Raw genomic sequence first — 14,256 nt, 5'->3', positions numbered from 1 at the left:
AAACCTTCTACTATATTTAAAAAAGGGGACATGGGGAAATGAACTTTCAATTATCAGAAGAACACCAACAATTACGCGAAATGATTCGCGATTTTGCAATCAATGAAGTAGCACCAACAGCAGAGCACCGCGATGAGCATGAAGAATTTGACCGCGGCATTTTCGATAAAATGGCCGAGCTAGGCTTAACAGGTATTCCTTGGCCGGAAGAATACGGCGGAGCAGGGTTTGACTACTTGGCATACTGTATCGCAGTTGAAGAATTATCACGTGTTTGTGCATCGACAGGGGTAACATTGTCAGCACATACATCACTTGCAGGCTGGCCGATTTTCAAATTCGGAAACGAAGAGCAAAAGCAAAAGTATCTTCGTCCAATGGCAGAAGGTAAGAAAATCGGTGCTTACGGTTTAACAGAGCCAGGTTCAGGCAGTGATGCAGGCGGAATGAAAACATATGCAGTAAAAGACGGCGACGACTATATTTTAAACGGTTCGAAAATCTTCATTACAAATGGTGGAGTGGCAGATATTTATGTCGTATTTGCGGTGACAGATCCGGAAGCGAAAAATGGTACGACTGCTTTTATCGTTGAAGCGGACTTCCCAGGCTTCTCCGTAGGGAAAAAAGAGAAGAAACTAGGAATTCGTTCATCTCCAACGACAGAGATTATTTTTGACAACTGCCGTGTACCGAAAGAAAACGTACTAGGTGTAGAAGGTCAAGGTTTCATTATCGCGATGAAAACGCTTGATGGCGGCCGTAACGGAATTGCAGCACAAGCGGTTGGGATTGCACAGGGTGCATTGGATGCAGCGGTTGATTATGCAAAAGAGCGTGTTCAATTCGGCAAGCCGATTACTGCAAACCAAGGGATTTCATTCAAGTTAGCGGATATGGCAACAGAAATTGAAGCTTCACGTTTATTGACGTACCAGGCGGCATGGTTGGAATCAAATGACTTACCATACGGAAAAGCATCGGCAATGGCAAAACTGCTTGCGGGTGATACAGCGATGAAAGTAACGACAGAAGCTGTTCAAGTTTTCGGTGGCTATGGCTATACGAAAGATTACCCGGTAGAGCGTTATATGCGCGATGCGAAGATTACGCAAATTTATGAAGGTACACAAGAAATCCAACGCCTTGTAATTTCGCGTATGATCACGAAATAGCCTATGGCGAAAAATGATAAGCTGCACGTCCAATCGTCAATAAAAGATGAAAATAAAATTATTGCCCGCCGTCAGCAAATTATCGATGCTGGTGTGAAGCTTTTCAAAGAAAAAGGCTTCCACCGTGCAACTACAAGGGAACTTGCAAAAGCAGCCGGTTTTTCTATCGGGACTTTATATGAATATATTCGTACAAAAGAAGATGTTTTATTTTTAGTTTGTGACAATATCTTCAATGAAGTAACGAAATGCTTAACCGATTTCCCGTCCGATTCAGGTACAATCGAAGGTTTGAAACAGGCGATCCGTCATTATTATTTACTAATTGATCAAATGCCTGAGGAGTTTACGATTATGTATCAAGAAACGAAGTCATTGCAAAAAGCTGCGATGCATTACATTCTCGATAAAGAACTTGAAATGGTCGCTATTTTTGAACGTATATTAAAGGACTGTGTGGAGGCCGGTAATTTATCGCTTTCTGAAGATGCAATCTATTTAGCAGCAAACCACATCGTCGTACAGGGGCAAAGTTGGGCATTCCGCAAATGGGCACTGCAAAAACGATACACGATCGATCAATATATAAAATTGCAAACAACAATGTTTTTACAAGGCATTATGCAGTTTGAAAATTAGGAAAGGAGAATCGCCATGTAGAGCAACTAGTTAAACAGTTTGCTTCGCATGGCGATTTTTCATTATTCCAACATAACAAAGGGGTAATTAAAATGGGGAAAACTGAAGTATACAAACCAAAAAATCATATTCGCTTTGTCACAGCATCGAGCCTTTTTGATGGGCATGATGCTTCAATAAATATTATGCGCCGAATTTTACAGTCAAGTGGGGCTGAAGTCATTCATTTAGGTCACAACCGTTCTGTAGAGGAAGTGGTTAATGCTGCAATACAGGAAGATGCGCAAGGGGTGGCACTATCTTCATATCAGGGCGGTCATATTGAATATTTCAAATATATGTACGATCTGCTTCGCGAAAAAGGGGCACCACATATTAAAATTTACGGTGGCGGCGGTGGTGTAATATTGCCGCGCGAAATTAAGGAACTGCATGATTACGGCATTGCCGGCATTTTTTCACCGGAAGATGGGCGCCAATTAGGTTTACAAGGGATGATAAACAAAAAGCTTGAAGGTGCAGATTTTTCTACACTAAAAGGGAATTACAAAGAACTTTTGGAAAAACTCTCGACCGGTACGCCGGAAATTTTGGCGAATTTAATTACAGCTGCCGAAGTTGGCGAGGATGCAGAAATTGAAGAAATGCTGCAGCTTGCACGAACTAAAAGCTTAAACACACCGGTTATTGGGATTACCGGTACAGGCGGCGCAGGGAAATCTTCGCTGACAGACGAACTTATCCGCCGATTCCTGCAAGAATTCCCGGATAAAAAACTTGCCATTATATCGGTTGACCCGACAAAACAAAAAACAGGCGGGGCTTTATTAGGTGACCGTATCCGTATGAATGCCATCTTTAATAACCGTGTTTATATGCGCAGTTTGGCAACACGCGGCTCGCATACGGAATTATCAAGTTCGATTGGTGATGTACTCGATGTTGTACGCACAGCAGGATTTGATTTAATCCTTGTTGAAACAAGTGGTATCGGGCAAGGGGATGCTGAAATTACGAAACATACAGACCTTTCGATGTATGTAATGACGAGCGAATTCGGTGCCCCGACACAGCTTGAAAAAATCGACATGATCGATTTTGCAGATTTGATTGCGATCAACAAATTTGAACGAAAAGGTTCTGAGGATGCATTGCGTCAAGTTCAGAAACAATTCCAGCGTTCACGTGAACTATGGGAAGAACCGCTTGATCATATGCCTGTATTCGGGACGATCGCTTCACAGTTCAACGACTTAGGGACGAACTCATTATTTGCGGCTCTTGTAGCGAAAATTAATGAGAAGTTCGGTTTAGATTGGGAAACTTCGTATGAGCAATTTGTGAAAACACAAAAGCAAAACATTGTTATTCCGAATGACCGTCGCTATTACTTGCGCGAAATCTCGGAAACGATCAGAAATTATCATAAGCATGCGGAACAGCAGGCATTACTGGCAACGAAGTGGTATCAGCTTGAAGGAACGAAAGCACTGCTTCCGGAAAGTGAAACAGCATTAACTGCATCAATTGATTCTTTACTGGAAGGCGTTCAAAATGAATTAACTGCGGAGTCGAAGCGTATACTGAAAAATTGGAATGAATTAAAAGAAGCATACGCTGGCGACGAACTCATTACGAAAGTGCGTGATAAGGAGATTAAAACCATTTTACGTACCGAGTCTCTGTCAGGCTTGAAGATTCCGAAAGTCGCGTTGCCGAACTTTAAAGATTACGGTGAAATTTTACGCTGGGTGTATAAAGAAAATGTACCAGGTGAATTCCCTTATACAGCAGGTGTTTTCCCGTTCAAACGAGAAGGGGAAGACCCGAAACGTCAATTTGCGGGTGAAGGGACTCCTGAGCGTACAAATAAACGGTTCCACTATTTATCTAAAGACGATGATGCAAAGCGTTTATCGACGGCATTTGATTCAGTAACGTTATACGGGGAAGATCCTCATACACGTCCTGACATATACGGAAAAGTAGGGGAGTCTGGTGTAAGCATCTGTACATTGGATGATATGAAAAAACTTTATGCAGGCTTCGATCTATGTGCACCTTCTACATCTGTATCGATGACGATTAACGGACCTGCGCCAATTATTTTGGCAATGTTTATGAATACAGCAATCGACCAGCAAGTACAAAAGCGTGAACAGGAGTTGGGCCGTACTTTAACGGTGGAAGAATTTACAGAAACGCGTGAACAGACATTGCAAGTAGTGCGCGGTACCGTACAGGCGGATATTTTAAAAGAGGATCAGGGGCAAAATACATGTATCTTCTCAACAGAATTTGCGCTGCGTATGATGGGCGATATCCAACAATATTTCATCGATCATAAAGTAAGAAATTATTACTCGGTATCCATTTCAGGCTACCATATCGCCGAAGCAGGAGCGAATCCGATTTCGCAGCTTGCATTTACATTGGCAAACGGTTTTACGTATGTTGAATATTATTTAAGCCGCGGGATGAATATCGATGATTTTGCACCGAACTTAAGCTTCTTCTTCTCGAACGGTCTTGACCCTGAATATACAGTCATCGGTCGTGTAGCACGTCGTATCTGGGCTGTTGTCATGCGTGAAAAGTACGGCGCAAATGACCGCTCGCAAAAGCTTAAATACCATATTCAAACTTCGGGCCGCAGTCTGCATGCACAGGAAATCGATTTCAATGATATTCGTACAACACTGCAGGCATTGATGGCATTGCAGGACAACTGTAACTCACTGCATACAAATGCATACGATGAGGCAATTACTACGCCTACAGAAGAATCGGTACGACGCGCGATGGCGATTCAAATGATTATTACAAAGGAACACGGCTTATCAAAAAACGAAAATCCGTTACAAGGGGCATTCATTATCGAAGAGCTTACACAACTAGTAGAGCAGGCGGTGCTGGAAGAGTTTGACCGCATGAATGATCGCGGCGGGGTACTTGGTGCGATGGAAACACAGTATCAACGCGGAAAAATCCAAGAAGAATCGATGCACTATGAGCATTTAAAACATTCAGGACAACTGCCGATTATTGGCGTGAACACGTATTTAAACCCGAATCCGCCATCTGAAGAAGCGATCAATAACATGGAGATTGCGCGTGCATCTAAAGAAGAAAAAGATCTACAAATTGCAAACTTGGAAGGCTTTAAAGAAGCGAATGCGGAAAATAATCAAAAAGCGCTAGATCAATTAAAAGAAGTCGCAAAAACAGGCGGCAATATTTTTGAAGAACTAATGGAAACAGTTAAAGTAGCGAGCCTTGGCCAAATTACTCAGGCCCTCTATGAAGTAGGCGGCCAATACCGCCGTAATATGTAAGGGATAGATTTGTTGTTTGCAACTTGCAGAAAACAACTTAATAACAAGCCTTTTTTACTTAGTTATTTGAAAAAAAAGCAAAAAAATGAACTTAGAATACCACGAGTGCGGAAATTTTCGTTATACTAGTAAATACATGGACGATCTGATGAAGGAAGGTGCGCAATAGTGCAACAGTATGTACATTATATTTTAATTTTAGCATGCCTAATTGCAACCTTCTTTTTATATAACCGACAATTAGCAGCAATCCCTTTGCTGCTTTTATCCTTTATTTTATTTTATGTTGCCTATAAAAAAGTAACAAATTTAAAAAACAAGAAATGAAACTAGCATAGTGATAGCATGTTTGTATATAATGGGTATTATGCTTATATCCATCCAGTTGTTGTACAAGCAACAGCAGAACGGGTATAAGATCTTCGGCAGATGGTAAGGATTTGGAAGACGAATCCAGACGCAATTACGCCGAGTCGTAATTGATAAATAGACATGTAAGGATGGAAAGGACGTGCACGATTTGAACTTTCGTGGTATGACAGATGAACAATTAGCAGAAGAGTCATTAATCGACTTAGCATACGCACTATTAGAAGATAAAAAACAAGCAATGCCATTAAATGAATTATTAAAAGGTATTCAAGCATTAAATGGGATTTCGGATGAAGATTTAAAATCACGTTTAGTGCAATTTTATACTGACTTAAACGTAGAAGGCCGTTTTTTATTAAACCAAGAAAATGGCTGGGGTTTACGTGAGTGGTATAAAGTAGAAACAATCGAAGAAGAAACAGCGCCAACAATTAAGACACGTAAGAAGAAAGCAAAAGCTGTTGACGACGAAGATGAAGATGAAGTTATCGACCTTGAAGAAGAGGATGTTTTATTCGAGGAAGATTACGATGAATTCGTTGACGACGAAGAAGAAGAGGAAGAAGTGGATGAGGACATCGACTTCGTTGAAGAAGACATTGAAGAAATCGATCCTGACATCGATGAAGAACTAATCGATGAAGATGATACATTTATTATCGAGGATGATGATGAAGAAGAAATAGATGAAGAGCTAGACGAAGAAGACGAAGAGTTAAAATAAGTATTTTCACATTGGAAATTGAAAGTGCTTGACTTCTATTTCAGTTCCGTATAATCTTTTACTTGGGCTCCTTTAAAAAGGAGATTGACCGTATAAGTTATACGCTCCCCCTGCAAAATAGTGCAGGAGGAGCGTTTTTTATTTTTTCAGGCGTTTTTAATCCCTCATTAACGGGTGGTAAGACTCCGCGGGAGATCAACTCCCCGTAAAATCCAGATTGGTTCAACTAATAATCCGAGGGGATGGAGAAAATTCCCGATGATTGGTAGTTTCACTTTATTAGAAAAACATTCCCTTGCATTTAGGAAGCAATAGAGTGTTTTTCTAATTTGTTTTAAAAGAAGGAGGAATTTGTATGACAAAGTATATTTTCGTAACAGGTGGGGTAGTTTCATCACTTGGTAAAGGGATTGTAGCAGCATCATTAGGTCGTTTATTAAAAAATCGTGGATTGGAAGTAACAATTCAAAAATTTGATCCATATTTAAATATTGATCCAGGTACAATGAGCCCATACCAGCATGGTGAAGTATTCGTTACAGATGATGGTGCAGAAGCGGACTTAGACTTAGGTCACTATGAGCGTTTCATCGATATTAATCTTGGTAAACACTCAACTGTTACTTCAGGTAAAGTATATCAATCGGTACTAAATAAAGAGCGCCGCGGTGACTACAATGGTGGTACAGTTCAAGTAATTCCTCACGTAACAAATGAAATTAAAGACCGTGTACAACGTGCTGGCCGTGAAACTTCTGCTGATGTTGTTATTACGGAAATCGGTGGTACAGTAGGTGACTTTGAATCACTTTCATTCCTTGAAGCGATTCGTCAAATGCGCCGTGATTTAGGCCATGAAAATGTAATGTACATCCACTGTACATTAATGCCTTATATTGCAGCTGCTGGTGAAATGAAAACAAAACCGACACAGCACTCTGTAAAAGAATTGCGTTCATTAGGTATTCAGCCAAATATTATCGTATTACGTACAGAACAACCAGTGCCGCAGGACATGAAAGAAAAAATCGCGTTATTCTGTGACGTAAAACCTTCTGATATTATCGAATCACGTGATGCAGAACATTTATACGAAGTTCCATTAAATCTTCATGCACAAGGTTTTGACCAAATCGTTCTTGATCATTTCGGTATTACAGCGCCGAAAGCGGATATGACAGATTGGAAAGAGCTTGTACATTTAGTGAAAAACTTGGAGCACAAAACACGTATCGCTTTAGTAGGGAAATATGTAGAATTGCAAGATGCTTATATTTCAGTTGTTGAAGCATTAAAACATGCAGGTTATGTATACAATTCGGATATCGAGATCGACTGGATCAATGCTGAGCATGTTACAGCGGAAAATGTTGATGAGTTGCTAGGACAAGCAGACGGTATTTTAGTACCAGGTGGTTTCGGCGACCGTGGTGTTGAAGGGAAAATCCAATCTATCCGTTATGCACGTGAAAACGATGTACCGTTCTTCGGTATTTGCCTAGGTATGCAAATGGCGACAGTAGAATTTGCGCGTAATGTTATGGGCTTGGAAGGCGCACATTCAACAGAACTGGACAAAAATACGAAGTATCCGATTATCGATTTCTTGCCAGATCAAACAGAAGATACAGATATCGGCGGAACATTACGTCTTGGTTTATATCCATGTAAATTAAAAGAAGGATCTCGTGCACGCGCGGCTTACAATGGTGAAGAGTTAGTATACGAACGTCACCGTCACCGTTACGAGTTCAATAATGAATTCCGTGAAGCAATGGAAGCGGAAGGTATGGTATTCTCAGGATTATCTCCTAACAATAAATTAGTAGAAATTGTTGAACTACCAGAGAAGAAATTCTTTGTTGCGGGTCAGTTCCACCCGGAATTAATTTCACGACCACAACGTCCACAACCATTATTCCGTGAGTTTGTTGGCGCAGCATTTAATAATAAAAAATAAAGAGTTGGGGCAAAAGTAGCTCCAAAATTAAAAGCAGCTCAATTTTACGATAGTAAAGTTTGAGCTGCTTAATTTGTATACCTACTTTAGAGAGGCGCATATAAATTCAAAAATACAAAAGACGACCCCCATACCAGTATGGATTAAGAGTCGCCAATAAATTATGCGAATGGTGACGGATGGCCGTCCAGTAATTCGTCATCTTCATCATCATCGTCGACGAGCATTTCATCGAATTCCATCTTAATCGCTTCATAAATATATAAAGCTGCTATAAGATACGGAAAAACGATGCGTTCGCCGAGCTTCGTCGGATGCGGTAAAATGCCGCCACGCACTTTTAGTGAAATATACGTATAAGCAAGGTCGCTTAACGGATTGTCGTCACTGGCCACTTCACTTGCGACAGCCGCAAATGGAATGAACTCTGCATGCAGTTGCTGTGCGAGCTTTAATGCTTGTTCATCTGTAGCATGACGCGTAAAAATAATCACACGGTCAGCAGGCATTAGTTCGACACTTTCTGTATAACGTGCAAATTTAGCGAATGTACCTGCACCAAGCTCTGCATTTACCGCAACAGCTTCCATTTCACCAAATGCCGCAAAGTAAATTGTGCCTTGTCCGATTGCTGCCTGTGCCAATAATCGTGCAGTTTCCTCAATTGATTCTTCCTCAGTTTGCTGTATGCGCTGTAGAAGACCTGTTAATTGCGTAGTTAAAATTTTAGACATATTTACACCTCAAAGTTATTATAAAATTGTGCACATAAAAAAGCAAAAGCACAAACTCTCTCTATAAAAGAGGGGAAATCAATTTAGTAATAGAATGTAACTTATATAAAGTGAAACTTCAATCAGTGGGGGTTTTCTTGCCCACTGATTGTTAGTTGAACCAATCGGGCATTTATGGGTAGTTGATCTCCCGCCTATCCTTTTCGCCCTTGATAAGTCTAGAGGCGGGAGTCTTACTACCCGTTAATGCGGGATAAATTATTATTGTAATGGGGGATAACATTGAAGGGGATACTAATAGTAGATGATCAGCAGGGGATAAGGATGCTTCTAAATGAAGTGTTTAAAAAAGAAGGATTCACGACTTATTTAGCGGCAAACGGTTTTGATGCAATAAAAATTGCACAGGAAAATGAGCTCGGTTGTGTTCTGTTGGATATGAAAATACCCGGAATGGACGGTCTGGAAATTTTAGCACGTTTGAAAGAAGAACACCCGGAGCTGCCTGTAATGATGATGACTGCTTATGTTGAACAGCATATGATGGACACTGCGAACGAATTAGGTGTGTTGAAATACTTTACAAAACCTTTTAATATTTTTGAAGTACGTGATGAAGTTAATAAACTAGTAGAAAAGGCTGAAAAAATATAAATGAAACAGGCGAGCAGGCAGTAGCGCATACTGTCTGTTTTTGTTATGATTAATCTAAATGTTTTTGTCAATTCATGTGATTTTGCATAGAATAGACGATGAAAAAAATACTTAAAAAAAGCATTTTGCACAAACTATGTTTTCTAGCAGCAAACTATTTATGTATCTTCGAGGAGGATTTTAATAATGGCATTAGTTTCAATGAAAGAAATGTTAATTAAAGCAAAAGCGGAAGGTTATGCAGTAGGTCAATTCAATATTAACAATTTAGAATGGACGCAAGCCATTTTACAAGCAGCAGAAGAAGAAAAGTCACCAGTAATTCTAGGTGTTTCCGAAGGTGCCGGAAAATATATGGGCGGTTTCATTGCTGTTGTAAAAATGGTTGAAGGCTTAATGGAAAGCTACAAAACAACTGTTCCAGTAGCAATTCATTTAGATCATGGTTCAAGCTTCGATAAATGTAAAGAAGCGATCGATGCTGGTTTTACTTCTGTAATGATTGACGCTTCACATCACCCATTCGAAGAAAATATCCAAACGACTAAAGAAGTTGTCGACTATGCGCATGCAAAAGACGTATCTGTTGAAGCAGAACTTGGTACTGTAGGCGGCGAGGAAGACGGTGTCATTGGTGGCATTATGTACGCAAACCCGCAAGAATGTAAATCATTAGTTGAAGCTACAGGTATCGACTGTTTAGCTCCAGCATTAGGTTCAGTTCACGGTCCTTACAAAGGCGAACCAAACTTAGGATTTGCTGAAATGGAAGAAATCTCAACATTAACAGATGTTCCGTTAGTATTACATGGTGGAACAGGTATTCCGACAAAAGATATTCAACGTTCAATTTCTTTAGGGACAGCAAAAATTAATGTAAACACAGAAAACCAAATCTCGGCAACGAAAGTAATCCGTGAGTTTTTAGAAAATGATAAGAAAACATATGATCCACGTAAATATTTAGGTCCAGCTCGTGAAGCAATTAAAGCGACAGTAATCGGTAAAATGCGCGAATTCGGCAGCTCTGGAAAAGCCTAAGCCTGCTTAAGTTTAGAGGCAGAGTTTTACTACCCGTTAAAGCGGGATAAATGAATCCACAAAAGAAAAGTGCACAAACTATGCGTACTTTTCTTTGTGAACACGTGTTTTTCAACATAAGACATCTCGTTCACAAATGAGCGAGATGTGTTTTTATAATCAAATGTAAATCGGAGGCTATTATAATGAAATTTTTTATCGATACAGCAAACTTTGACGAAATTAAAGAAGCATACTCTTGGGGGATTCTTTCAGGTGTAACGACGAACCCATCATTAGTTGCAAAAGAATCAGGCGTGAATTTCCACGACCGCTTACGTGAAATTGCTGAGTTAGTAAACGGCTCGGTTTCTGGTGAAGTTATTTCTTTAGACGCTGAAGGAATGATTCGTGAAGGGGAAGAATTGGCTGCGATTCACCCGAATATTACAGTAAAACTTCCAATGACACCAGAAGGATTAAAAGCATGTAAACACTTCTATGAAAAAGGCATTAAAACGAACGTGACATTAATTTTCTCTGCAAACCAAGCATTGATGGCAGCACGTGCAGGCGCATCTTATGTATCTCCTTTCTTAGGACGTTTAGATGATATTGGTCAAGATGGCGTAGAATTAATCCGTGAAATTGCTGAAATGTTTGCTATCCACGAAATTGAAACGGAAATTATTGCCGCATCTATTCGTCACCCGCAACATATTACGCAAGCTGCATTAGCTGGCGCACATATTGCAACAACTCCATACAAAGTTTTACAGCAACTGTTTAATCATCCATTAACAGACAAAGGAATTGAAGGATTTTTAGCGGATTGGGCAAAGCGAGAAGGGAAATAATAAGAATAACTCACAGCAGTCGACTTATTATCAATTACGCCTCGGCGTAATTGTGTCCAGATTTTTTTGAGTTTAGGCCCACAGGACGTGGGTCAGTCAGCCGTTGTCGCACGGCGACGTTTTTAGGCTGACTTCCTCATTAAAACATCCTTTAAAAAATCTGTGACATCTGCCAGAAGCTCATCTTCATTCAGCGGATGTCCGTAGACTTCTGCTGAATGAAGATGAAATTTGTCCAATCGTAAGGGAGAACACAAAATGGATGTTTATAAAATTCAGGGCGGAAATCGTCTAAAAGGTAAAATAACCGTTAGCGGTGCAAAAAATAGCGCAGTTGCTTTAATTCCTGCATCAATTTTGGCAGATTCTTCCGTTACCATTGGGGGAATTCCAGAAATTTCAGATGCATGGACGTTAAAAGCACTTCTAGAAGAAATTGGCGGAGAAGTAACATTCGAAAATGGCAAGATGACGATTGATCCATCAAAAATGGTTGCGATGCCGCTGCCAAACGGCAACGTAAAAAAATTGCGTGCTTCCTATTATATGATGGGTGCCATGCTGGGACGTTTTAAACAAGCGGTAATCGGCATGCCAGGCGGGTGTTTTTTAGGGCCGCGTCCAATCGATCAGCATATTAAAGGTTTTGAAGCTTTAGGAGCAAAAGTAACAAATGAGCACGGTGCGATTTACTTACGCGCAGATGAATTAATTGGTGCGAAAATTTATCTGGATGTTGCAAGTGTAGGCGCAACAATTAATATTATGCTGGCAGCAGTGCGGGCAAAAGGGAAAACTACAATCGAGAATGCAGCGAAAGAGCCTGAGATTATTGATGTTGCGACACTTCTAACAAATATGGGTGCCAATATTAAAGGGGCAGGAACGAGCGTTATCCGTATTGAAGGTGTCGATGAGCTAAAAGGTACGAAACATACAATTATACCGGATCGAATTGAGGCAGCTACATTTATGATTATGGCTGCAGCGATTGGTGATGGTGTACTTGTGGATAATGTCATCCCGCTTCACATGGAAGCCGTAACAGCTAAACTTCGCGAAATGGGTGTAACTGTGGAAGAGAATGAGGAAAGCATCTACATCTCCAAGCAAAAGAACCTGCAGGCAGTTGATGTAAAAACACTGGTCTATCCAGGATTCCCGACTGATGTTCAACAGCCTTTATCTGTATTAATGACACAGGCGGAAGGGACATCGATGATTACAGATACAATTTATTCTGCCCGATTCAAGCATATAGACGAACTGCGACGTATGAGTGCAAAAGCCCGTGTTGAAGGCAATACGGCCATCATTCAAGGACCTGCATCTTTGGAAGGATCCACGGTAACGGCAACAGATTTACGCGCTGGTGCTGCATTAGTATTGGCTGGACTTATCGCAAAAGGTGAAACGGAAATTCACGATATCTACCATATTGAACGCGGCTATAGTTCATTAATTGAAAAGCTTTGTGCAATTGGTGCAAATATTCGTAAAGAGTCCATTGTCATTAAAACAAAGAATAATGCATAAATTTGCTATAATTCGTGATCCGAATCGCGCAACGATGAGAGTATGATAATATATATTTGGGTAATAAAAATATGTTAGTTCATAATACAATTCAAAAAAGCAGTTAATTTAGGCTGTTAAAATCGGTTTTAACCGATTACAGGAGGCAAACACAAAATGGAACGTAGTTTATCAATGGAAGTAGTACGTGTAACAGAAGCAGCAGCGATTGCATCAGCGAAATGGATGGGACGCGGACTTAAAAACGAAGCGGACGACGCAGCAACAACAGCGATGCGTGTTATGTTTGATACAATCCCAATGCATGCGACAGTTGTAATTGGTGAAGGAGAAATGGATGAGGCACCGATGCTTTATATCGGTGAAGAATTAGGGCTTCGAAATGGCGGACCTGAAGTTGATATCGCAGTAGATCCATTAGAAGGTACAAATATCGTAGCAAAAGGTACAAATGGCGCGATGACAGTACTGGCAATTGCAGACCGAGGCAATCTATTAAATGCGCCTGATATGTATATGGATAAAATAGCTGTAGGGCCGGAAGCGGCAGGTAAAGTTGATATTAACGCTTCTGTTACGTACAACTTATTGCAAGTGGCAAAAGCAAAAAACAAAGATATTTCCGATGTTGTAGCAACACTTTTAGACCGTCCACGTCATCAGCATATTGTCGATGAAATCCGTGAAGCCGGTGCACGTATTAAATTCATTCAAGACGGTGATGTAGGTGCAGCGATTAACACAGCATTCGATGAAACTGGTATCGATATTATGTTCGGTATGGGTGGTGCACCAGAAGGCGTTATTGCGGCAGTTGCGTTAAAATGTTTAGGTGGCGATTTCCAAGCGAAACTAGTACCTGAAGATGAAGAACAGCTTGCTCGTTGCGTAAAAATGGGAGTCGACGTAGATAAAGTATTAATGATGGAAGACCTAGTTAAAGGCGATGATGCTATTTTTGCAGCAACAGCTGTAACAGATTCGGAGCTTTTACGCGGTGTTCAATATAAAGGTTCCTATGCACTTACACATTCAGTTGTTATGCGTGCAAAAACAGGAACAGTACGCTTTATCGAAGGACGCCACAGCATTGATAAAAAACCAAAGTATGACCAAATTTAACTTCCCGTATAATGTAAGTAGCCTCAGATAGAAAATGCCCATTTTCAAATTACTTACACTATAATATAATAAATGCCCAGTGTAAAAACTGGGCATCTTTCAAATAAAGTGTAGTATACTTCTCTTAC

11 protein-coding genes are annotated in these 14,256 nt (G+C 40.4%); 10 read left to right on the top strand and 1 reads right to left on the bottom strand.

The window, feature by feature from the left end; genetic code table 11:
• Nucleotides 1–38: 38 nt before the first annotated feature.
• From CBM15_RS03040 to CBM15_RS03020, 5 genes are all read left to right on the top strand, one after another.
• Nucleotides 39–1,175, top strand: coding sequence for an acyl-CoA dehydrogenase (locus CBM15_RS03040; RefSeq protein ID WP_087615680.1), 1,137 nt, complete (start codon nucleotides 39–41; stop codon nucleotides 1,173–1,175).
• 3 nt (nucleotides 1,176–1,178) lie between these two features.
• Nucleotides 1,179–1,814 carry a TetR/AcrR family transcriptional regulator gene (locus CBM15_RS03035; RefSeq protein ID WP_087615679.1) on the top strand — a complete coding sequence of 212 codons (636 nt, stop codon included), beginning with the start codon at nucleotides 1,179–1,181 and terminating at the stop codon, nucleotides 1,812–1,814.
• Between the two features lie 92 nt (nucleotides 1,815–1,906).
• Complete coding sequence (gene icmF, locus CBM15_RS03030) at nucleotides 1,907–5,149, top strand: fused isobutyryl-CoA mutase/GTPase IcmF (protein ID WP_087615678.1); 3,243 nt, start codon at nucleotides 1,907–1,909, stop codon at nucleotides 5,147–5,149.
• Nucleotides 5,150–5,660: 511 nt separating this feature from the next.
• Entirely contained in the window at nucleotides 5,661–6,245 is a 585-nt protein-coding gene (gene rpoE, locus CBM15_RS03025; RefSeq protein WP_008404501.1) for a DNA-directed RNA polymerase subunit delta, read from the top strand.
• Between the two features lie 355 nt (nucleotides 6,246–6,600).
• The gene (locus CBM15_RS03020; protein ID WP_087615677.1) at nucleotides 6,601–8,205 is read left to right on the top strand and encodes a CTP synthase; all 1,605 of its coding nucleotides are present in this window, start codon (nucleotides 6,601–6,603) and stop codon (nucleotides 8,203–8,205) included.
• 161 nt (nucleotides 8,206–8,366) lie between these two features.
• Here CBM15_RS03020 and CBM15_RS03015 read toward each other — a convergent pair whose 3' ends face one another.
• Nucleotides 8,367–8,939, bottom strand: a complete 573-nt coding sequence (locus CBM15_RS03015) for a DUF2529 domain-containing protein (protein WP_087615676.1) — start codon at nucleotides 8,937–8,939, stop codon at nucleotides 8,367–8,369.
• Between the two features lie 282 nt (nucleotides 8,940–9,221).
• On the opposite strand from CBM15_RS03015, the gene CBM15_RS03010 reads away from it, so the two are divergent.
• From CBM15_RS03010 to glpX, 5 genes are all read left to right on the top strand, one after another.
• Nucleotides 9,222–9,593, top strand: coding sequence for a response regulator (locus tag CBM15_RS03010; RefSeq protein WP_087615675.1), 372 nt, complete (start codon nucleotides 9,222–9,224; stop codon nucleotides 9,591–9,593).
• 186 nt (nucleotides 9,594–9,779) lie between these two features.
• A complete protein-coding gene (locus tag CBM15_RS03005; RefSeq protein WP_087615674.1) occupies nucleotides 9,780–10,634 on the top strand; it encodes a class II fructose-bisphosphate aldolase in 855 nt (284 codons plus the stop codon).
• Nucleotides 10,635–10,819: 185 nt separating this feature from the next.
• Entirely contained in the window at nucleotides 10,820–11,470 is a 651-nt protein-coding gene (fsa, locus tag CBM15_RS03000) for a fructose-6-phosphate aldolase (protein ID WP_087615673.1), read from the top strand.
• A gap of 258 nt (nucleotides 11,471–11,728) precedes the next feature.
• A complete protein-coding gene (locus tag CBM15_RS02995; protein ID WP_008404487.1) occupies nucleotides 11,729–13,006 on the top strand; it encodes a UDP-N-acetylglucosamine 1-carboxyvinyltransferase in 1,278 nt (425 codons plus the stop codon).
• Between the two features lie 156 nt (nucleotides 13,007–13,162).
• Complete coding sequence (glpX, locus tag CBM15_RS02990; RefSeq protein WP_008404484.1) at nucleotides 13,163–14,128, top strand: class II fructose-bisphosphatase; 966 nt, start codon at nucleotides 13,163–13,165, stop codon at nucleotides 14,126–14,128.
• The last annotated feature ends 128 nt before the right edge of the window (nucleotides 14,129–14,256 follow it).

It is taken from the genome of Solibacillus kalamii, assembly GCF_002174535.1.
Lineage (GTDB): Bacteria > Bacillota > Bacilli > Bacillales_A > Planococcaceae > Solibacillus > Solibacillus silvestris.
The sequence above is the reverse complement of the archived record's forward strand: the minus strand, read 5'-3'. Positions and strand labels throughout refer to the sequence as shown.

Bases quoted from the DNA above. Each gene is read 5' to 3' on its own strand.
- CBM15_RS03040 (WP_087615680.1), top strand. From the start codon at position 39: ATGAACTTTCAATTATCAGAAGAACACCAACAATTACGCGAAATGATT.
- CBM15_RS03020 (WP_087615677.1), top strand. From the start codon at position 6,601: ATGACAAAGTATATTTTCGTAACAGGTGGGGTAGTTTCATCACTTGGT.
- glpX (WP_008404484.1), top strand. From the start codon at position 13,163: ATGGAACGTAGTTTATCAATGGAAGTAGTACGTGTAACAGAAGCAGCA.
- icmF (WP_087615678.1), top strand. From the start codon at position 1,907: ATGGGGAAAACTGAAGTATACAAACCAAAAAATCATATTCGCTTTGTC.
- fsa (WP_087615673.1), top strand. From the start codon at position 10,820: ATGAAATTTTTTATCGATACAGCAAACTTTGACGAAATTAAAGAAGCA.
- CBM15_RS03005 (WP_087615674.1), top strand. From the start codon at position 9,780: ATGGCATTAGTTTCAATGAAAGAAATGTTAATTAAAGCAAAAGCGGAA.
- CBM15_RS02995 (WP_008404487.1), top strand. From the start codon at position 11,729: ATGGATGTTTATAAAATTCAGGGCGGAAATCGTCTAAAAGGTAAAATA.
- CBM15_RS03035 (WP_087615679.1), top strand. From the start codon at position 1,179: ATGGCGAAAAATGATAAGCTGCACGTCCAATCGTCAATAAAAGATGAA.
- CBM15_RS03015 (WP_087615676.1), bottom strand. From the start codon at position 8,939: ATGTCTAAAATTTTAACTACGCAATTAACAGGTCTTCTACAGCGCATA.